Origin of the sequence: Pseudalkalibacillus hwajinpoensis (genome assembly GCF_015234585.1) — a bacterium.
In the GTDB taxonomy this organism is placed as follows: domain Bacteria; phylum Bacillota; class Bacilli; order Bacillales; family Guptibacillaceae; genus Guptibacillus; species Guptibacillus hwajinpoensis_B.
The window spans coordinates 914,422-933,819 of record NZ_JADFCM010000001.1; the positions used below are offsets into that span (position 1 = coordinate 914,422).

Below are 19,398 nucleotides of genomic sequence, written 5' to 3' on the forward strand. Positions count from 1 at the left end.
TTTGAAAAAAACATCCTATATTGGAAGGGTTGAGTTGATAAGTGGACATAAGAAAACCAAATGACGTAGAAATTGAAAAGATAATAGCACTTTCTCCACAGGCTATATTTGAGGGAACTTTAGGTGAAACTGAACCAACGATTGAAAAAGCGAAACAGCTAGTAAAATCTCTTTTAAAGAAGGGCTGTTATTATTTAATATCAACTGAAAATAATGTCATAACAGGTTGGATTCTTTTAGGAGGAAGTAAAGACCAGTTTTCCGATAAGAAACTAGGATTTATTTATGAATTATTTGTGATAGAGGAATGCAGAGGTAAAGGTATTTCAAAACAATTGATTAGTACTGGTATTGAACAATTGAAACAAGAAGGATACTCCGAAATTCGTTTAAGCGTATTTGATGGAAATCAAGCAATTAAGATATATGAAAATTTAGGCTTTAAGAACAGAACAATTTCTATGAGTATTTCATTATAGATAATACTCTTCCATTATCTCGGAGCGATTCTAGGTTAAAGTGTAAGCTTTTTAAATTACTATCAATAGTTGTACTTTAGATGCAATAAGAATTTTTCGTAGTTTGGAAGGGGAATTTTTATGGACACACATGAACAAGTAATCATTAAATTTTTAGAAGGAAAGAGAGTCTACTTGAGACCAATTGAAAATAGTGATCTAGATTTATTCTATACAAGAGCCCTATGGGATAAAGAAGGAAGAAGGTTAACAGGTACACAAACAGTCTTTAGTCGAGTAGGTGTTCAAAACTGGTTTGATAGAATATCGGTAGATAGTTCGAGGATTGATCTTATACTTTGTTTGCAAGAAACTGATCAACCTATTGGGGATATAGCCATGCTGGATATCGATCATCAAAACCGAAAAGCTGTTGTCAGAATTTCTATATTTGACAGTGCATTCTGGGGAAATGGTTTTGGGACTGAGGGAATGTCACTACTGCTAGAGTATGGATTTAATATATTGAATTTAAATAGAATCGGTTTAGATGTCTTTGGATTTAATGAGAGAGGAATAAAATCGTATAAGAAGTTAGGGTTCAAACAAGAAGGACGAATTAGAGAGGATCTATTTTATAATGGGGACTATCATGATTCAATTTTAATGGGCGTTATGAAAAATGAATTTCAGAAGTACAACTTATAGTGATTATATCTTCTTCTTAATTAGTTATCATAACGTTCAACCCCATTCTTCCAGAATCCGGAGCTTATCTGCAATAAAGAAAGGCTTCTTTTTATTTGAAATAATTGGTATTAGAGAATTGGTCAGTTTAGTTTAATAGAAAAGGTGAAGTTTTCTTAAAGGGGGGAGTTAAATTGAGAAAATACTTAGGAATAGTATCCATCATAATCCTTATTGCAACTTATTTAATTTTACAATCACTCGTTGGAACACAAATTGGACATTTGTGGATCTTAATAATCGCCATTGGATATTTGGCTTCAGCACTAGCTTCTTGGTATAGCAAAAGCGGTTTTTGGAGGAAAGCATCAGCTTCTATTTTGATTGTACTCCCTGTGGGGTATCTGTTAATAATAGCTTTATTTATATTTGGACTGTCTAGCTTTTAAATAATTGTTTACTCAACTAAATCGGAGCTTTAGTTAAATAAGCACAATATTTGTTAGTAATATCAACAAGAAACTTTAACAAAGCCTTAGAAAAAGAAGGTCGTAAACAACCGATAAAGGCTGTGCTTCTCTTAGACCGGATGGCTGTATAACCATAGTTCTTTCACCTGTGATTTTAGCAGTAAAATAAAGGATGGTCTGTTGTTTAGCAATAGGACTTTTCCTTATTCCGTACTTCATTTAGTGTAGTCACGAAGGGCGTTCGGTGGTACCCCTTGGAGGAACAACACGAGACGAAGATTCACTTGAGGCAGGTGGTCTTTCTGCCAAAGTTAGCTGAGGTTGTACCTGTGGTAAGCATCCACCGGTTAGCCGCACGTGGCCATCGAACCACTTTCGAATAACTCCACGGAACAACATACTTTTCATACAGATTGAGATCCACCCGTCATTCAAGTGGATCTTCATCCTTTTAATGCTTCGAAAAATCGGGAAGAATGGCTTCCTCCTGAAACTCATGAAATAGACGAGTAAACATTTCTACGCTGTCTACGAATTCATAGAATCCGAATTGCCTCAATTTCGTTGTAGCAGTCATCACATCATAGTCACAGTTGAAAATGAAATCTCCGAAACCCCATAAGGCAAGCTTGTCATAAGGAATGTCCTTAAGCTGATATTTCTGTTTCATTTGATCCCATAACTCCTGCTTATCGGCCATCATCTCAGAGAGTTGAATCGGCGGTTCAGCTCCGGCGGCTTCCATATCAAAGTAGTCGGCAATTGTTTTCCAAATGTGCTCCCAGCGGAAGAAATCTCCGTTCGTCACGTTGAAAATTTCAAATGCGCACGATTCCTCCACTGCTGCCCACTCGACACATTTAGCGAGAAGGGTTGCATCCGTTACTTGAGCAAGGTATGGGTGTGCTTTTCCCGGAAAACGAAGTGGTAGCCCAAGCTCCTTGGAGATCGAAGCGTACGCCCCTATGACCATTGCAAGGTTCATAGGCTTTCCGACAGAAAAGCCGCAAACGACATCCGGGCGGAGAATAGTCCAGCTCCAGCTTTTCCCTTTCTGAGCTCGGCGCATATAGTCTTCCTGATTAAAATAGAAGTTCGGCGGCATATGGCGAGCATCAGTTTCCTTCGCCGGTGTTTTAATCGGCCCAAGATGCACGCCGTAGGCTTTTGCTCCCTGCATCAATATGACACGATCCAGGTTGTCGGCGGTTTCTTCCACGGCATTTAATGTATTTTCAAACATCGTCTGGTTGACATCCACTTGCTTCTGCGGATCAGATTCATAGTCCTGATAAGCCGCATAAATAAAATGGGTCACTTCTGAGAACGACTCCAATTTTTTTCGGACATTTTGAGCATTCATCATATCCGCTGATATGTAGGTGATGTCCAATTCATCTTCCGGAATATGACGGGATATGCCAATGACATTCCAGTCTTCTAGTTTACTCAAGTGTTTGGCAATATAGCTTCCGATGACTCCTGTGGCTCCGGCAACCAAAGCTGTTTTTTTCTGCATATTCTATACCTCCAAGATTAGAAAAGAATATTTTACCAATGGATAGAATCTTCCCACGACTAACTCCTTTTAAACACCTTTTCCCAGGAATTCCTTGTGGAAGAATTCATCAAATGAGTGGATCGACGTCCTTAAATTTTTTATTGTTATAACGAACAGGAAAAAAAGAAGATGAATTTTCTCAAACAATTAAGGGACTTAAACTTCAAAAAGATCATTATCAACTATACGTAGGAACTTCTTTTAGTGGTGATACATCAAGCAATACTATCTTTACAACTCCCAGAGAATTTGAAGTAAAGTAATTAAGCTAAGAATGCGATTGTTGAATAACTCTAGCATAAACTTCCCACTTCCTGGACATAATAAAATCAAGATTACTAGATTCGTAACTTGGGGGAGTGAAGTGAATGTTGTTATCGCTTGTTTGGGAAAAGTATAATCTTGATAAGAAAATTGAAGGATATTCTCCATTAACGCTCAAGACTTACTATTTTCAGTACAATCAGCTCTTATGTCACTTTGGTAATGTTGATATGAATGTGATTACGACAAATCAGCTTAAATCATATTTATTGAAAATGGGGAGTCATTTAAAGCCTTCTAGCTTAGGGCATCGTATCCGGTGTATACGATCGTTGTTTAAATGGACTTATGATGAAGGGTTTATTCAGAAAAATCCAGCTGCTAAATTGAAAGAACCTAAGCTTGGTAAAAGGATACCAAAGTTTCTTACTGAAATAGAAATTGAACTCTTGAGAGAGGGTTGTCAGAACACGATGGAAAAAGCTTTGTTTGAATTCTTTTACTCAACTGGTTGTCGTATTGGTGAAGTTGTGAAGATCAATCGTGAAGATATTAATTTCCATACAAATTCAGTCATTGTTCATGGAAAAGGGGACAAAGAGAGAGAAGTGTATTTTAACACACGCTGCTCAATCTGGTTGAAACGCTATCTTGATGAGCGTGGTGATCTTGAACCTTGCTTATTTATAACTGAAAGAAGGCCAAAAAGACGGATGAGTATTGACCTTATTCGCTATATCATTAAACGAATTTCTAGAAATGCAGGGCTAAAAAAAGAGATTCACCCTCATCAATTAAGACATAGCTACGCGACGCATATGATTAACAACGGCGCTCCTCTCGAGGTAATCCAAAGTTTGATGGGGCACGAGAAAAGTGAAACAACCAAATTGTACGCCCAGCTTAGTGGAAAATTACGGTACGATTTCTATACGAAGTATTTCTGAGAAGCTCATTCCATTTGGAAGGGCTTTTTATTAGGAAAAACAATTTTGATTGAAAATCATTATCTTGATAACGTAGCACCAGAAGGTCATCTAAAAGACCTTGCTTAATATTGAGCGAACAGGCATAAGTGCTATTTAAATAATTCGTCAAGTCAGCATGTTCGCCTTTAAAACACCGATTTATTTCTTTTTTTATTCAGCAATATATATAAAATAATGACATCAAACTAGCCTTCTTTCATACAATACTGTTGGGGTGGAAAAAATGCCAAGAGTAAAATATACAAGTAAAGACATCGACTTAATGGCAAGGATGATGAGAGCAGAAGCCGAGGGTGAAGGAAAGCAAGGCATGTTATATGTAGGGAATGTCATTGTGAATCGTGCAAAAGCGAATTGTTTAGATTTCCAAGATGTGAGAACTATTCCTCAAGTTATTTATCAAGTCCAGGGAGGGAATTATTCTTTTGAAGCAGTTCAAAAGGGTAATGTCTTCTACAACAGAGCAAGATCGGCTGAGAAAAGGTTAGCGAAAAAGAATTTGGATTATTGGAGAGAACACCCAGGGAAATATTCTCTATGGTATTTCAATCCATATGGTCCTTGTCCTCCTACATGGTACGGTCAGCCTTTCGCTGGTCAATATAAAAATCATTGTTATTATGAACCAGCACCTGGAACATGTGGCAGCGTCTATATTGGAGGGTAATCTAATTGGTTTGGAAGTTAAGCAAAAAGTATTATTATAGAAATTCTAAAAAAGCGGGTGCCGATGGCATCCGCTTTTATCACTCGTTTTTCATAGAAGGTGCTATAAAGACCCATGTGTTCAACAGACTATAGTTAATTCCCATACCGAATAGAGTAGCAATCAATTTGGCGTTGAAGAGGGACAAGTTTAGCTGTTGCAAACCAATTTTTATAACGAGCGTTGAAAGTACGATCGTTATAAGGTTCACCGCTACAAAACGACTGAATTCGTTTCTATTTCTTTTACCAGTTTGTTGAAAAGTCCACTTGCGATTCACCATATAGCTGTTCACGACACCTGAACTGTATGAAATGCTTTGAGCAATCCAATAAGTCATTCCGATACTTGAGAATAAGAAAAAAACAATTAGATCGACGACAGTGTTTATGATTCCAGTAATTCCAAATTTCACGAATTTATTTGACTTATTTTTGGTTAACAACGACTTGATCAGCATTTCGAAGCTGTTCCTTTCTTCCGTACATTTCACGTACGATGTAAACGGGGCGATCTTTTGCTTCTTCATATATACGCCCAATGTATTCTCCCATCACACCTAATATCATGAGAACGAATCCGAAGAAGATTAACTGGATAACGATTAAGGAGGACCAACCCATAACCGTAGACTCTGTAAATAGCTTTTGATAGATAGCAAGGACCATATAGAGGAAACCAGTAATGGATAGAAGAACACCAGCATATGTGGCTAATTTCAATGGTTTATAAGAAAAGGACGTGATCCCGTCTAATGAGAGCTTTAACATCTTTTTTAGAGGGTACTTTGATTCTCCGTATAACCGTTCATCCCGTTCATACTCAACGGCTGTTTGTTTAAACCCCACCCAGCTAACAAGTCCCCTAACAAATCGATTTTTTTCATGGAGCTGATTCATTTGGTCGCATACTTTACGATCAATTAAACGAAAATCTCCTGTATCTACTGGAATATCAACGTCCGTTAAACTACGTAACGTACGATAGAAAAGAGAAGCTGTTACTCGTTTAAAGAACGTTTCGCCTTTCCGTTTTGTTCTTTTTGCATAGACGACTTCATATCCTTCTTTCCATTTATGAATCATCTGCTTAATTAGCTCAGGTGGATCTTGTAAATCCGCATCAATGACGACAACTGCGTCACCGCTAGCATAATCCATGCCAGCAGTAATCGCTATTTGATGACCAAAGTTACGAGAAAGATCAATTACTTTCACCTTTTTATCCCACTCACTATAATCTTTCACAATCTCAAGACTACGATCCTGACTCCCATCATTTACAAATATAAGCTCGTAAGGTTCTCCAATCTCATTCATTACTTTCTTCAGTCTTCTGTATGCCTCGACGATGACTTCTTCTTCGTTATACATCGGAATAATAATCGAATATCGGATAGGTTTATTCATTTGTATTTCCTCCTTCAGAAGCTGTTAGTTTATACAACTTTGTTGAGCCACCGCGAGGATCGCTGTTTGTGTTCTCATCGTTCGAAACAGTTGAATTCCATTCTTCTTCAGGAATCTCCTCTCCATTCGTAGTAATCCATTCTGCGAGTTCAGAACTTCCGCCTCTTCCTCCTTGATCTGATAATAAGAAGAAGCTGACTTCTCCATTTGAGATTAATTCTTTCATTTCCTCGACAGAATATACAGGATCTGTTCCAGAGAATCCGCCTGTAGTAATGACTTCTTCTTCTTCGTCAATAATGTAAGGAGCTGCCACTTGATAACTAGTTGTAGCAAACAAATATGTTTCACTCGTATTTTCTGATCTTAAATAAGTAAGTGTTTTTTCGTCAATTTCGATGTCCTCCATTCCTCCAGGAGAGCCCATTTGGGAACGATTATCCTGTGCCGAATCTTGGAGAGGCTCATCAAGCTGAATGTGACTCTGAGCGGCTACTCCATCTCCAACACTTTGCTCTGTGTTAGGTCCAGCTTCGGGTAGCGCGCTATTTCCACCATATACAATTGGTGTTGTCGCCCAATACAATGGACCAATGAGTAATATAAGCAACATAGTAATACTGATAGCTGATGTATGAGGAGATTTACGGTATTTCAAAATGGTTAATAGAAGGGTGAAAAGTACGCCTAAGATAAGAACACTTAATGACCACCCTACACCAATAACCTCATCATAAGGCTTCATAATAACCCATTGGAATAGTGAGGTGAGTCCAATGGAAATTGGGAGAAGCCAAGATTTCCAGTTGCTTTCATTGCGATAATATTCAAAGAGTTGAATCCCGCCAGTACCGAAAAGAGCTGCAATCGGTGGAGCTAACATAATGAGATAGTACTGGTGGAAAAAGCCTGCTATGCTAAAGAAAATACCGATTGGGATGAGCCATGCTAACCAAAAGATTGTTTCAATCTGTTTCATAGTTGTCTCTCTAAATCGGAAACCAATCAATAAACCGATGCTAGATAGAATTGCAAATGGTAGTAGCCAACTAGCTTGACCAGACAGTTCAGATTGGAAGAGTCGTAGTGGACCTTCTTCACCAGTTCCAAACATATTTCCTTGAGAGCCTCCGGGTTGACCACCTTGTGTTGCTTGCGCAGCATCTCCTACCGTGCCTCCTACCGCGCCTCCTTGATTTCCATTCTGGTTAGAAGGAGGGCCTTGTTGGGTTCTACCATTGTTTCCGATAACCTGATCACTAGCACCCTCTGGAGCATTCAATCCTGTAGGCGTATTATTTCCGGAGGTTCCACCATCGCCAGGCGTCCCATTCTGGTCACCTGTTAGTCTAGAGAGCCCGTTATATCCAAATGCCAGTTCTAGAACAGAGTTTGTATCGCTACTTCCAATGTAAGGTCGCTCATCTTCCGGAATCGAATCAACAATGACGGCCCATGAGAGCGAAATCGCTAGCAATACGGCTGTTGCACTTGCAAGAACCTTTGCTTTTTTCTTCCAATTGGTTTTGGCTGCAAGGAGATAGAAGAGATAGAATGCAGGCAATACCATATAAGCTTGAAGCATTTTCATATTAAAACCGATACCAATAATTGCAAATGCACCGATCAAACTCCAAGTGCTATTATTTTTCACGCCTTTGAATAAGAAATAAGTTGCAAGTAAGAGAGTAAAAACAAGCATGCTATCAATGTTGTTTGTTCGACTAACAGCAACGGCAATGGGTGTTGTTGCCATCGCTAATGCTGATAATCGAGCTGCTGTCGTTCCAAAAGATGGTTTAATGAGAAAATAAAGCAGAAGGACTGATCCAACACCAGCAAGCGCCTGTGGAAGAATCACGCTCCAACCGTGTAATCCAAAAATCTCTGCGCTCAGCGTTTGGATCCAGAATGTCACTGGTGGTTTATCTACTGTTACAGATCCAGCAGAATCAAGCGAAGCAAAGAAGAAATTATGGAAACTTTCCATCATACTTCCAACAGTCATTGTGTAATAGGTGTTAACATATTCATCCTTCCAAATATTAAAAGCGTTTAGAAATGCCGATAGTATGACGATAAAGACAAGTGTTACATCCAAACGAGATCTTAATTTGTTTATCAACGTTTATCACTCCATTTTCATTCATTCGTTATTTGTTTGTAGCTATAAATGTATTGTGCATGATGAAACTGATGTAGACTTTAAAACTAGCTGAAAGTTAGCTGAAAGCTGTATTTCTTTTTTAGTAAAGACCTTATAATGAAAAACAAAGGATGAGTTCTATGATTTCTGTCTAGAAAGTAGGTAACAAAATGAATGTAAATACCATTAGAATCTTATTAGTAGATGATGAAAAACATATTTTGCAGTTTTTAGAAATGGGTCTTGCGAACGAAGGCTATAAGGTGAAGACAGCTGCTGAAGGAATGAGTGCGGTGACGTTAGTGAAGGAGTTCAAACCACATGTCACGATCCTTGATGTCATGATGCCAGGTATCAATGGATTCGAGGTATGCAAGATGATTCGCAAGAGCGGTGTTCAAACTTCGGTTATTATGTTAACTGCGAAAGATGAAGTTGACGATCGGGTGAAAGGTTTAAGTCTAGGCGCAGATGATTATGTTGTTAAACCATTTAGCTTTGAAGAGCTATTGGCGAGGATTCAGGCACGACTTCGCAATCAGTTTCCTGATCTATTTGGCGAAGTGGTTTATGGTTCTTTTAAAATTGATGATCGGAGGAAAGAATTATCTTTTCAGAATAAACTTTTAGCACTATCACCAACCGAGTATGAATTACTAAAATATCTTATTCTCAATCATGGCATGGTTCTTAGTAAACTCATGATTCTTGATAAAGTATGGGGGTATACGTTTCAAGGCGAGGATAATATTGTAGAAGTTTACATTAGAGCACTTAGAGATAAGCTTCAAGACAAAGAACATAAACTGATCCGGACGATAAGAGGATCAGGGTATAGGTTGGATATCCAATGAAGAAAGTTAATGGCCAATTTTTTAAACGATTATTTTCGCCACGATCGTTAAGGTATCAACTATTAACAAGAATGTTGTTTATACTATCGTTTATTTTAATGGTTATCGGTTTACTCCAGTTTATTATCATGAAGGATTTTCTCTATGAAAATGAAGCGGCAAGTTTACGATCAAAGCTAATGACCATCCCTATCGAAGTCATATTAACAGAAGATAGTCTTACAAAACCGCCTAATGCTGGGGATCCTGGTTTACTTTCAAGAGAAGAATTTTCATTAGCTTTATTAAATGAGGAATATACCAATCTGTTAACAGAAGAGGGACTAGCCGTACCAGAAATTTCAGAAAGTGAGCGTGAGAAGCTCCAGAATGATTTTGATAGTCATCTTCCAATTGAACCTCTTCTTGTCGAGGATTCGAATGGAACAGAGCAGCTAGTCGTATTTAGACCAATCCCTCCTGATTCTCCTACTAATCAGAATGGAATGTTGCAAATGGGTATTAGTACTGCTTCACTTCAACAAATCTTATGGAAACAGCTTCTAACGTTTATGGTGCTGTCATTAGTCGCATTAATTGCGGGGCTCGGTATTTATTTATCTGTCATTCGTAAAACACTTAATCCTCTTTCGTCAATTGTTGATCAAGTGAAGAATATTAGTGCGTCAAATCTTACGAATAGAGTCCCTGATTATCAAGGGCAAGAAGAAATAGATAACTTAAGTAAGTCTTTTAACGACATGTTGGAGCGATTAGACACTTCGTTTGAACATGAGAAAGAATTAAAAGACCAAATGAGGCAATTTATTGCGGACGCTTCTCATGAATTAAGAACCCCTCTAACATCCATTTATGGATACATTGAAGTTCTTTTAAGAGGAGCTTCTGAGAAGCCTGAACAGTTAGCTATAATTCTAAATAGCATGCATGGTGAAACGAAAAGAGTGATTACTCTTGTTGAAGAATTATTGTTATTAGCCAAGTTAGATCGAGCTCCTGAACTTCATTTAAAAGAGACCAATTTAACAGAGCTCGTACGTGATATGATTCCTAACCTAACTTTACTAGCTGACGAGCGACCCGTTCATTTCGATCTTACAGAAGGGTTAAAAGTAATGGTGGACCCTGATAAAATCAAGCAGGTTATTTTAAATATCTTTCATAACGCCGTTCATCATACAGACCAAAGTGATGGAAGCATTCATTTATCACTAGTTGCAGAAAAAGACAAAGCTCTTATAAGTATAAAAGACAACGGACCAGGAATAAAAAAAGATAATCTTGCCCATGTATTTGATCGCTTCTATCGTGTAGATGACTCTAGAACGCGGAAATATGGTGGAGCCGGATTAGGTCTTTCTATTACGAAAACAATAGTGGAATCTCATAAAGGATCAGTTGAAGTGGAGAGTTCAGTCGGCGAAGGAGCTACTTTTAAAGTGTATCTAAATATAGAAGAATAAAAAAGGTGATCAAGCATTGTAAAAAGCGCTTGATCACCTTTTAAGTATTTATGGATGGAGATAAATAGGAGGGTTATTTAATATGTTGAAGGTCATCATTTAATTTCTTTGATTCATGCTTGAAGTATAGATAGAAAGCTATCCACATCAAGCTATAAAAAACGGTTGATATAATAAGGAATATAAGAATGTTTATTGCTCCACCTTCAATCCAACCGATTCCATACGCTAGGATAAAGTAAACGACCGTTACTGTGAAAAAATGTAAAGCCGTTTGCTGTGGAAGTTTTAGTGAACGAATTTCAAAGTATAGGGGGGTAACGGTAAATAACCATCCACAGAAAACGGCACCTAAGGAGTTTGTCACAAAAAGGCTTGAATCAAGTGTCGTTTGTTCTCCGAAAAAGATCACAGCGTACGTTAGCAAAACAGCCAGGAATCCCCCGAAAAATAGCCCTATCATACTTCTAAATAGAAATGTTTTCATTTATTTGTCCCTCCTATTCATTTTTAGAACGTCTTTTAATCTTCCAACATAGTGTCTTGAAGCATATTCTTTTTTACCAGAGTGGAAGTGTACAGCAAGTGTTCCGTTAAAAGATGGCTCAAAATGATTGATTTCATGGAGATTAGCAATAACGGATTTGGAGAGACGTATAAATGTATTAAATGGCAGACTCTCTTCTAGCTCATATAATTTCTCCTTCACTTTAAAATCACCATCAGAAGTTGTCGCCATGACCTGATCCCCCTCTGAATGGAAGTAGTGCACATGGTTTGGTTTTATAATGTGCTGCTGCTCGCCTTTTTTGCCTACAATGAACTCTGCTCTTTGTGTATTAAGATAACCGAGAATCTCTTTAATTGAATCATCCACTTCTTTGCAGTGAATCGTAACGCTAGTTTCTGGATACTTCCCGTCAACGTCGAGTGAAATTTTCACTAATTCACATCCTTTCTTTCGCGTCCTTCTTATGGTTTAGTATAGATCTGGAAAAGATGAATGTCATTAGAATGAAGGTAAGTGGTCATATCTTCAGGATAAGATGCATCTGGCGAAGTTTCTGTTACGTAGCAAGGACGGAGGTGACAAAGAAAAATTCATGCTGCTAGAAAAATGATTGCCAGCAAGATACTGTTTTGAAATAATTGGGAGTGAGGACAAAATGTGCGGAGGTTATATCATAGTGGGACATATTGTAGCAGCGATTTATGTAACGTTAGGGTTTTTATTATTTTCGTTTGCTTATTTTGATGGGTTTTATTTGACTTGGTTTGACGAGCTTGGTATTAGCATTATTGTATTTGGTATCGCGTTGCACCTAGTTATTTTTATAAGAGAAGATGAAAAGAAGAGAACTTACAATCAAAACCCAGAACAGGAAGTAGAAGATGATGAAGAATTTTAACCGTTTTACAGTTAACGAGCAAGGAGGAGATTGTTGAAAAGACCTATAGGCGTTTCACTCATAAGTTATTTCTATTTATTTGGAGCTGTTGTTTTACTAGTAACGTCAGTCTTTTATGATCCGAATGCGAATTCTATCGGAATGGCAGATCGATTTGGATTACCGAATGCACCGGAAAGGTTAGTGAGAGTATGTACCGGTTTTCTTTCTTTAGGGATGATTTATGGATATATGAGTCTGAAAAAGTGGGGATTCTGGATGATGATCACTTATTCCGTTGTTTTCGGATTCATTAGTTCAATCCTTGTTTCGAATCAATCTCAGCAACCCTTTTTGGGGAATATGCTTTTTTCAGTGGTTGTATTAGTTTATACCATATATGTTAGGAAATCTTTCCTGCAACCGTTCGATCAGGGGGAGCAAGTTATGGAACAATAAAACTGATGTGAATAAGTTAAAGAGAGTGGGCGGAAAGAGTCATGATTGTGATTGTTTTTATTTTCATTTTATTCTGGTCCTTAACGAAAACCTTAGAAAAAGTTGGGACGAAAATAACGGCTCAACTACAGGTACAAAACGAGTTATTAAGAGAGATTAAAAACAAAATAAAAGAAGTAGATTAGCAGATTTTAATCTTATCTTGAGTAGTTCATTTTTAGCTGAAAAAGGGTAGATGATGCTATAAATGAGTGTTAAAGAGAGAAGGAATGGTGCATGCCGAAATGTAAGAATTGTGGTTACCAATTTAAGTGGAAGGAGATGACAAAGAAAATAATTGGAATGAAGCAGTTTATTTCAGGGATAACATGTCCAAACTGTCAGGCACCTCATTATTCTCAATTAAGAAGATCTCGCTATATTCCTTTCTTTATTCTTTTTCATATTTATTTGATGTTCTTTCTTTTTTATAGCGAGAAATTCACAGTGTCTTTGTTTATTGGAGGTGTTGTCGTTTTCTTGCTATTATTGATCTTCCTCTTTCCATATATGATTACTTTGAAATATGGGAAACAACCGGATTTATATTGAATGCGTTTATAGGGTTGCAACATTAGCCTGTTTTTTGATGGAGGAGTTATAAAAATTGCTTGTGATGGGCCGATTTAAAGGTGAATAGAAACGGACATAAAGACACAATTCTTTTTAAAGAGAAAGGGCTCACCTTCTTATGTGATAAGGTGACCCCATCTAATCAGTTCTTCGCTTTTTTGTTCGCTCGATCTTCTTCCTCAGTTTCGAGCATGCCGTAATCACCATTCATCGCCTGTTCATCTAAATCCGCACCATATTCATTCGTAAATTTGTTTCTATTGTTTTGATTTATTTCGCTTTTGCTTGGTGTCTTTTTGTCCATGATATTCACCTCCACTGAATAGGTTGGCTAATCATGGAAAAAGTATACCTATTAAATGAGCCGGATAACCACTATTTCTGAAAAACGAAGGTACGTTCATTTGTGAGACTTGTTTTAAAAACAACTAAGATTAAAAAAAGCGCCTCGCCCTTATAGAAAAGGGTGAGGCGCTTTTGGGCGACATCCATTATTGATAATTAATGATCGCTGGATTTGGATCAAGTTGCAACACTTCGGATGGGGTTAGAACCGGTTTATCTTTGTTATAGAAAATTTTAAATCCGCCGTATTGAACAGGCTCATTTCGAACAAATTTACGGTAAAGCGACATTTTCGTTCCATAGTCGCCGTATCCGTCAAAGTTTAGAGCAACCTCTACGTTATCTGTTGGCTTGATTGCCTGTTTGTTCGTCACAGCGTGATCAGTGAACTGGTGGACGAGAACAATCTTATCAGGTAGATCATTATCTTCAACAAATTTAGATACATAGTCGACAACTTCCTGTACTTCTGAGCCATCCACACTACCTAGATCGATACCTGGTGTTTGACCTTCTTCTACGTGGAACTCCGTATCGATGGCAACATGAACGTAAGGAAACTTAAGCCATTTTTCAAGAAGCTTCACTTGATGAAGAGCAGTGTCACGACCAAGCTGAACATCTAGCATTAAAATGGCATTATGTTTCTTAGCAAGCTCTGCGTATTCGTCAATATCCTCTTCTGAGGTCATATGATAATATTTTCCATTCGGTCCTGGATCGCGCTGAGCAATCGTTGTGATTAACTCAATTGTTGGAATCGCTGGCCGGTTTGGATCAGCATCGGAATAAGCTTGTGTTTGTTCTTTTAATTTCGTCATCAGGGCTTCAGGTTCCATCTCACCGAGAATGCCCATTTGAGTGGAGTTCGGTTGACCATAGTAAGCAACAAGGCGGTAATCTTTTAGAATACCATCCGTTTCATCAGTTGTGCCTTCCATTAGCGTTTCGCCAACGGGTGTTTTTCTTGTGCGGTCTTCACCGTGGGCTTCAACGACAGGCATTTTCGCTAATTCTTCTTCGGTCATGGTTTCATCAAGCGGTTTAGCGTCCTCAGAAGGCTCCATGGCTTTGAAAGGTTGAGGAGTCTCTTCTTTTTTTTCCGTCTTTTCTTCTTTTTCTTTGTTTTCATCTTCATTCGTTGCTTGCTGATCAGCTTGTTCGTCAGTTTGCTCGTTTGTTGAGGCGGTGTTCGAACATGCGGTAACTAAAGCTACTAAAGCAACGAGAAGGAAAAGGAATAGCTTCCTCATGATATTCACTTCCTTATGTAAGTTAATGAGATTCATAGTTTTGTCAAAACGACCTTCTCATTCTAACACATCCCGAGTAAAACCGAACGAATAGACAGGTAATAAGGTGAAATGAGGTAATCAGTACTATATTTCATATCGAAAGCGATCGTTTACAAAGAAAAGCTGCCGTCCTTTTAAAGGGATGGCAGCTTTAAAGCTGTTGGAAGGTGAAACAATTTTACATGTAGAGGTTCATTCAATTAAGTCAATGGAACGCACGTACTCAGCGATTGCGGCAACTTCGCCTTCTTCGAATTGAGGCTTTGTTTCATATTCATGGCGTTCAATAGCGTCGTCGATGGTTTCAGCACTTCCATCGTGTAAATAAGGCGCTGTCGCAAAGACGCCAAGTAGCGTTGGAACATCAAACTGAGAAGGTGTTCTAGGATTTTGGAAGTGAGCTCTTGCATCGCCCTCAGATGGTTGATCTGTTTCATTCGCTGTTCCAATATCATAGAGGAAATCGGTGTTATCAGTTGATAACTTTCCGTCTGCATCTAGAGCATTCGCACTATTTGTAAATTGCGATCCGCCATGGCAAGAAAGACAGTTACCAGCACCTTCAAAAAGTTCTTTCCCGAGTTCAGCTTGATCCGTTAAGCTACCATCATCAGCTCGATAAGGACTCTCCGGAACTGGAAATGATTCTGGCTGATCCAGGTAAGCGAAGAGCGCATCATACATATGCTGTACGCCATCAGGAAGCTCTTCTCCAGCATCGTAATCAAGCATACCGCCCATTTCTCCCTGGATCGTTAAGATATAATCCGTGAAATCATCTCGACTTCCATCCCATAGGAACAAGCCGGTTTCGGTTGCTTTCACATTACTGGGCACGTTACGAGGTCCTTTCGGTGTCGTTAATGTTAACCCATTAATATCGCCATCAGCATGACAAGAGGCGCAGCTCATCCAGTTGTTTCCTGTGATATCAGTCGCATAATCATCGCTATTCCCACTATAAAAAATTTGTTTCCCTTCTCTCACAAGAGGGGAGAGGGGATCCTCTTTGATAAGTGGTAGATTATCACCAGACAGTTTCGCACGAGCATAAGCGCTATCGCCACCAGTATCGATTGTTGTGAGATCATGACTCATCGCATTGTGAACGTAAAGCTCACTTCCATCGGGAGAGATCGCGATTCCTCTTGGGTTATCACCAGGAATTCTTCTTAATACTTGAGTCGCATTACCGCCACGCGTAAGATCAAACACGACGAGATCCTCACTACCTGCCATAACGACGTATGCTTTTTTACCCTCTGGGTCAAATGCAACGTCATATGGATTAGAAACAATTAACGTTTCATTATTCACATCTAACACATTGATTTCTTCAAAAAGCTCTTTCCGTTGATCCACAAGCTCTTTATCTTCTTCTAGGTCAATGACAGAGATCGCTGGAAAGACGGTTTCTTCAAAATTGATCGGTGTATCCACATTTGTCACAAGATGAGGAACCCATGCGGTTTTGCCGTCTGGCGCTATGACAAACTGTTCTAACTTATTTGGGATTCCTTGACTCACTTTAGGATCATTCTGATCAGGTGAATCTGCTAGTTTGATGACGGAAGTGACGGCGTCTTCATTCGTTTCAATTACACTTATTTTTCCTGACAAATAGTGAGGAACGTAAATTTTTTGCCCATCTTTTGTCATTGTGAGCGTACGAGGACGTTCATCCACTTGAATGGTCTTTGTTGTTTTCTTTTCCCGTAAATCAATGACAGAGACAGAAGAAGAGCGGTAATTTGCAACATACAATGTTGTGCCGTCAGAACTTGTAACTAATCCAAATGGCTCATTATCTGTTGGAATCGAGTCTGTCACTTTCTTTTTCTTAAGATCAATGACATCGATCTGATTGCTGTACATCGTACTAACATAGAGCGTTTTTCCATCAGGACTTAATGCGAGCTGTCTTGGTTCTTGTCCAACAGGAATTTCGTCCATTACTTCCTTCGTTGATGGATCGACAATCGAAACGGAATTGACATCTATGTTGGCAATATAAAGAACTTCGCCACTTTCATCAAGAAGCGTATTTGTACTTGTACTTGTTTGCTCCCTTATCACTTCAGGATCCTCACTGCACGCAGTGAGGATCAGAAGGAGGATAAATGAGAGTGGGAAGAAGAGCTTTTTCATCATCACATACACCCTAATTTAATTTGATTTGCTAATTTCCACCGGTACTAGGACTGGGGAAATGCCGTTTTCTCCGTGACCTGCTTGAATTTGTGGAACCATGTCACCATCTGTATTTCCTGAATCATCATCCGTTTTATAGAAGTCTCCAGTATCCCAAAACTCACTTGCCTGCATTCCTTGATCAAGGGCTGGACCATCAATGACTTGATTGTAGAAATCAGTATAGCGCTGGGTGATAATTTCACGTTCGAGATTTTCAGGAGCATCCTGATCAGATCCTGTATTATTCAGAGTTAATAAAGCGTTTCTCAAGACTGCAGATACGGCACCGGCTATTTTCGGGCTATATGACATAGCCTCATCAGATGTATAGTACGCTTTTGCTTCGTCATTCCACAGTTCATTATCCATCGTGACGTATAGGTGTCTCGCTGCGTCACGGTATTTCGCATCATCTGTTGCAAGGTAGGCTGCTGTTAAGCCGCGAATCGCACCAAGGTTAGCTTCAAGAGTCGTGTTGTTACTTGCTTTCTTTTCATTGAGGTCATAACTTTCTGCTGCAAGTCCTGAGTCCAGGATAAGCTCTTTCATAATGAAGTCTGCTTGCTTCGTAATCATCTCAATCGCACGTTTTCCTTCATCTGTTCCTAAACCTTCCGCGTCTTCTCCGCTTGCATAGCCGACTGGAAGACCATCAATTGCTCTTTGGAAAATACGAAGGGATTCAACTGTATAGCCTGCATCGAAAGTGTTCACCGTCTGTCCTTGGTCTTGACCGTTGTTTTCACTTACAAAGGTACCGACTTCTTGATTAAAATGCATGGCGTCAATATTATGAAAGACTGCAAGCATAATATCGCGATTCACGGAATAAGCATCATTCGAATCCTCATCATTAGCTGGATCGGCATCAAGGTTTGCTTCAGGTGCAGATGTAAATGGTTCTCCGTCAAACAATGCCTGGAAAGATGGAGCAACCTGCTTGTTTTCTGAACGCTGATCGGTCATACCAAAAAATTCAGAAGTTGGCCATAGCATCGCCCATTGGTCTTCCAATAGAGAGCGTGTATCGGTTACTTCAAGGCTCTCTGCATCAGGAGCAACGCCTTCAGTTTTTTCAGTTACGCTAACTTCGTGAGGTAAGTATACAAAACCATTTGTTGGATCGTAGTTACTGATATCTGAAGATGCTTCTTTATTAGTAGAATCATAGAATAAATCGTCATGGATAAAATTGATCTTATTCCAGATTTCTTCTGTTAGGATCATCCCCTGCATGCCATCAGCGGAACTTACACCAAGAGCAATATTCTCATCATCGTCATCCTTCGCTGTTTCACCTGCAAGTTCCTCATCACCATCAACTGTGTGGAACCCACCAAGAAAATCACCGGCCCATAGAGTCTGCTTCAGGAAAGTAGCACCGTATGCAGAAGGAGTTAAGACTTTATCCATTCCATCGCGATCCCAGCGGAGAGAGTCAAAGTTCACCTGATAGTTAGGAACATACGTATCATCATCGCCAGACGCGTATTCCTCTGTATCCACTTGTTCAGCATAATGCGGATCTCCGCTTGAGTATTCAATCGTAGTCGGATACATATTGCGGAAAATTTCATCCTGTGGATAGCCAACTGAGTCTGCTAGAGAAAGGAATCTTTCTGAAAGCCATTCTTCAGGTTTTTGATTCGTTTCCTTTGAGGCTGTTTTTACGACTGGACCATTTATTAGGTGGAGACCAAGTCCGGATTTCTCAACCACTTCATACATCGCTTCCTCAGAATACTCATATGATTCAATTCCGGCAGTATAATCGAAGGGAGTAGGACTATCGACATTCTTAGAGTCAAGTACATCAAGATCAAGTCCCAGGCTTTCAGCAAGCGGTTCACCTGAAAGTTCAAACTCCGCATAAGCAAACATATTTCCGAATGTATCAAAATGATAATCAGCTACTTCTACATTATAAGCTGGCTTCTTTTTTTCTTCTTTTTTTGAGCTACTTGATTCTTCACTCGTAGTGGAAGAACAGCCAGCAATTAAAAGCGTTGAAGCTAATATAGCAGAAATTGTCTTTTTTTTATGTATCAATTCGTGCAACCCCTTTTGGATAGTAATGATAATCATTATCACTCATTAAG

General features: G+C 39.0%; 21 protein-coding genes. 11 read left to right on the forward strand and 10 right to left on the reverse strand.

The features are described from left to right. Positions 1 to 41: 41 nt before the first annotated feature. From IQ283_RS04360 to IQ283_RS04370, 3 genes are all read left to right on the forward strand, one after another. Positions 42 to 479, forward strand: coding sequence for a GNAT family N-acetyltransferase (locus tag IQ283_RS04360; protein ID WP_194218919.1), 438 nt, complete (start codon positions 42 to 44; stop codon positions 477 to 479). 120 nt (positions 480 to 599) lie between these two features. After that, entirely contained in the window at positions 600 to 1,166 is a 567-nt protein-coding gene (locus tag IQ283_RS04365; RefSeq protein ID WP_194218920.1) for a GNAT family N-acetyltransferase, read from the forward strand. Positions 1,167 to 1,339: 173 nt separating this feature from the next. After that, complete coding sequence (locus tag IQ283_RS04370; protein ID WP_194218921.1) at positions 1,340 to 1,594, forward strand: hypothetical protein; 255 nt, start codon at positions 1,340 to 1,342, stop codon at positions 1,592 to 1,594. Between the two features lie 472 nt (positions 1,595 to 2,066). Here the strand turns inward: IQ283_RS04370 and IQ283_RS04375 are convergent, their stop codons facing one another. Then, positions 2,067 to 3,134, reverse strand: a complete 1,068-nt coding sequence (locus IQ283_RS04375) for an SDR family oxidoreductase (RefSeq protein WP_194218922.1) — start codon at positions 3,132 to 3,134, stop codon at positions 2,067 to 2,069. 410 nt (positions 3,135 to 3,544) lie between these two features. On the opposite strand from IQ283_RS04375, the gene IQ283_RS04380 reads away from it, so the two are divergent. Continuing rightward, complete coding sequence (locus IQ283_RS04380) at positions 3,545 to 4,387, forward strand: tyrosine-type recombinase/integrase (RefSeq protein WP_194218923.1); 843 nt, start codon at positions 3,545 to 3,547, stop codon at positions 4,385 to 4,387. Positions 4,388 to 4,652: 265 nt separating this feature from the next. Next, entirely contained in the window at positions 4,653 to 5,096 is a 444-nt protein-coding gene (locus IQ283_RS04385) for a cell wall hydrolase (protein ID WP_194218924.1), read from the forward strand. A gap of 79 nt (positions 5,097 to 5,175) precedes the next feature. Here the strand turns inward: IQ283_RS04385 and IQ283_RS04390 are convergent, their stop codons facing one another. Genes IQ283_RS04390 through IQ283_RS04400 form a run of 3 tightly spaced genes read right to left on the reverse strand, consistent with a single transcriptional unit; the run spans position 5,176 to position 8,669 of the window. Next, positions 5,176 to 5,595 (reverse strand): GtrA family protein, encoded by a 420-nt coding sequence (locus tag IQ283_RS04390; protein WP_194218925.1) that lies wholly within the window; start codon positions 5,593 to 5,595, stop codon positions 5,176 to 5,178. Continuing rightward, positions 5,564 to 6,544, reverse strand: a complete 981-nt coding sequence (locus tag IQ283_RS04395) for a glycosyltransferase family 2 protein (protein WP_194218926.1) — start codon at positions 6,542 to 6,544, stop codon at positions 5,564 to 5,566. The genes IQ283_RS04390 and IQ283_RS04395 overlap by 32 nt, the downstream gene beginning before the upstream one ends. Then, positions 6,537 to 8,669 (reverse strand): glycosyltransferase family 39 protein, encoded by a 2,133-nt coding sequence (locus IQ283_RS04400; protein ID WP_194218927.1) that lies wholly within the window; start codon positions 8,667 to 8,669, stop codon positions 6,537 to 6,539. The genes IQ283_RS04395 and IQ283_RS04400 overlap by 8 nt, the downstream gene beginning before the upstream one ends. Positions 8,670 to 8,860: 191 nt before the next feature. On the opposite strand from IQ283_RS04400, the gene IQ283_RS04405 reads away from it, so the two are divergent. Together IQ283_RS04405 and IQ283_RS04410 are read left to right on the forward strand one after the other, a co-directional pair. Further along, positions 8,861 to 9,544 (forward strand): response regulator transcription factor, encoded by a 684-nt coding sequence (locus IQ283_RS04405; protein WP_194218928.1) that lies wholly within the window; start codon positions 8,861 to 8,863, stop codon positions 9,542 to 9,544. Next, positions 9,541 to 11,007: a sensor histidine kinase gene (locus IQ283_RS04410; protein WP_194218929.1), complete on the forward strand. Its 1,467-nt coding sequence runs from the start codon at positions 9,541 to 9,543 to the stop codon at positions 11,005 to 11,007. Before IQ283_RS04405 ends, IQ283_RS04410 begins: the two co-directional genes overlap by 4 nt. Positions 11,008 to 11,080: 73 nt before the next feature. Here the strand turns inward: IQ283_RS04410 and IQ283_RS04415 are convergent, their stop codons facing one another. Then, positions 11,081 to 11,494, reverse strand: coding sequence for a DUF3021 domain-containing protein (locus tag IQ283_RS04415; protein WP_194218930.1), 414 nt, complete (start codon positions 11,492 to 11,494; stop codon positions 11,081 to 11,083). Further along, positions 11,495 to 11,950: a LytTR family DNA-binding domain-containing protein gene (locus IQ283_RS04420; RefSeq protein WP_194218931.1), complete on the reverse strand. Its 456-nt coding sequence runs from the start codon at positions 11,948 to 11,950 to the stop codon at positions 11,495 to 11,497. Between the two features lie 244 nt (positions 11,951 to 12,194). Here IQ283_RS04420 and IQ283_RS04425 point away from each other — a divergent pair, with 244 nt between their 5' ends. The 4 genes from IQ283_RS04425 to IQ283_RS04440 all read left to right on the forward strand — a co-directional run bounded on the left by IQ283_RS04425 (position 12,195) and on the right by IQ283_RS04440 (position 13,445). Then, entirely contained in the window at positions 12,195 to 12,416 is a 222-nt protein-coding gene (locus IQ283_RS04425; RefSeq protein WP_194218932.1) for a hypothetical protein, read from the forward strand. A gap of 33 nt (positions 12,417 to 12,449) precedes the next feature. Next, on the forward strand, positions 12,450 to 12,854 hold the full coding sequence (locus IQ283_RS04430; RefSeq protein ID WP_194218933.1) for a hypothetical protein: 405 nt from the start codon (positions 12,450 to 12,452) through the stop codon (positions 12,852 to 12,854). 41 nt (positions 12,855 to 12,895) lie between these two features. Next, positions 12,896 to 13,039, forward strand: coding sequence for a hypothetical protein (locus IQ283_RS04435; RefSeq protein ID WP_194218934.1), 144 nt, complete (start codon positions 12,896 to 12,898; stop codon positions 13,037 to 13,039). 91 nt (positions 13,040 to 13,130) lie between these two features. After that, positions 13,131 to 13,445 carry a TIGR04104 family putative zinc finger protein gene (locus tag IQ283_RS04440; RefSeq protein WP_194218935.1) on the forward strand — a complete coding sequence of 105 codons (315 nt, stop codon included), beginning with the start codon at positions 13,131 to 13,133 and terminating at the stop codon, positions 13,443 to 13,445. 163 nt (positions 13,446 to 13,608) lie between these two features. Here IQ283_RS04440 and IQ283_RS04445 read toward each other — a convergent pair whose 3' ends face one another. From IQ283_RS04445 to IQ283_RS04460, 4 genes are all read right to left on the reverse strand, one after another. Further along, positions 13,609 to 13,770 carry a DUF4021 domain-containing protein gene (locus tag IQ283_RS04445; protein ID WP_194218936.1) on the reverse strand — a complete coding sequence of 54 codons (162 nt, stop codon included), beginning with the start codon at positions 13,768 to 13,770 and terminating at the stop codon, positions 13,609 to 13,611. 187 nt (positions 13,771 to 13,957) lie between these two features. Continuing rightward, complete coding sequence (locus IQ283_RS04450; RefSeq protein ID WP_194218937.1) at positions 13,958 to 15,064, reverse strand: hypothetical protein; 1,107 nt, start codon at positions 15,062 to 15,064, stop codon at positions 13,958 to 13,960. Positions 15,065 to 15,298: 234 nt separating this feature from the next. Beyond that, positions 15,299 to 17,254 (reverse strand): beta-propeller fold lactonase family protein, encoded by a 1,956-nt coding sequence (locus tag IQ283_RS04455; protein WP_194219592.1) that lies wholly within the window; start codon positions 17,252 to 17,254, stop codon positions 15,299 to 15,301. Between the two features lie 18 nt (positions 17,255 to 17,272). Continuing rightward, positions 17,273 to 19,348, reverse strand: coding sequence for a hypothetical protein (locus tag IQ283_RS04460; protein ID WP_242057237.1), 2,076 nt, complete (start codon positions 19,346 to 19,348; stop codon positions 17,273 to 17,275). Positions 19,349 to 19,398: the final 50 nt, after the last annotated feature.

Coding starts and splice junctions, on each gene's coding strand:
- IQ283_RS04365 (WP_194218920.1), top strand. CDS start 600: ATGGACACACATGAACAAGTAATCATTAAATTTTTAGAAGGAAAGAGA.
- IQ283_RS04375 (WP_194218922.1), bottom strand. CDS start 3,134: ATGCAGAAAAAAACAGCTTTGGTTGCCGGAGCCACAGGAGTCATCGGA.
- IQ283_RS04380 (WP_194218923.1), top strand. CDS start 3,545: ATGTTGTTATCGCTTGTTTGGGAAAAGTATAATCTTGATAAGAAAATT.
- IQ283_RS04385 (WP_194218924.1), top strand. CDS start 4,653: ATGCCAAGAGTAAAATATACAAGTAAAGACATCGACTTAATGGCAAGG.
- IQ283_RS04390 (WP_194218925.1), bottom strand. CDS start 5,595: ATGCTGATCAAGTCGTTGTTAACCAAAAATAAGTCAAATAAATTCGTG.
- IQ283_RS04395 (WP_194218926.1), bottom strand. CDS start 6,544: ATGAATAAACCTATCCGATATTCGATTATTATTCCGATGTATAACGAA.
- IQ283_RS04405 (WP_194218928.1), top strand. CDS start 8,861: ATGAATGTAAATACCATTAGAATCTTATTAGTAGATGATGAAAAACAT.
- IQ283_RS04410 (WP_194218929.1), top strand. CDS start 9,541: ATGAAGAAAGTTAATGGCCAATTTTTTAAACGATTATTTTCGCCACGA.
- IQ283_RS04415 (WP_194218930.1), bottom strand. CDS start 11,494: ATGAAAACATTTCTATTTAGAAGTATGATAGGGCTATTTTTCGGGGGA.
- IQ283_RS04435 (WP_194218934.1), top strand. CDS start 12,896: ATGATTGTGATTGTTTTTATTTTCATTTTATTCTGGTCCTTAACGAAA.
- IQ283_RS04440 (WP_194218935.1), top strand. CDS start 13,131: ATGCCGAAATGTAAGAATTGTGGTTACCAATTTAAGTGGAAGGAGATG.
- IQ283_RS04445 (WP_194218936.1), bottom strand. CDS start 13,770: ATGGACAAAAAGACACCAAGCAAAAGCGAAATAAATCAAAACAATAGA.
- IQ283_RS04450 (WP_194218937.1), bottom strand. CDS start 15,064: ATGAGGAAGCTATTCCTTTTCCTTCTCGTTGCTTTAGTAGCTTTAGTT.
- IQ283_RS04455 (WP_194219592.1), bottom strand. CDS start 17,254: ATGAAAAAGCTCTTCTTCCCACTCTCATTTATCCTCCTTCTGATCCTC.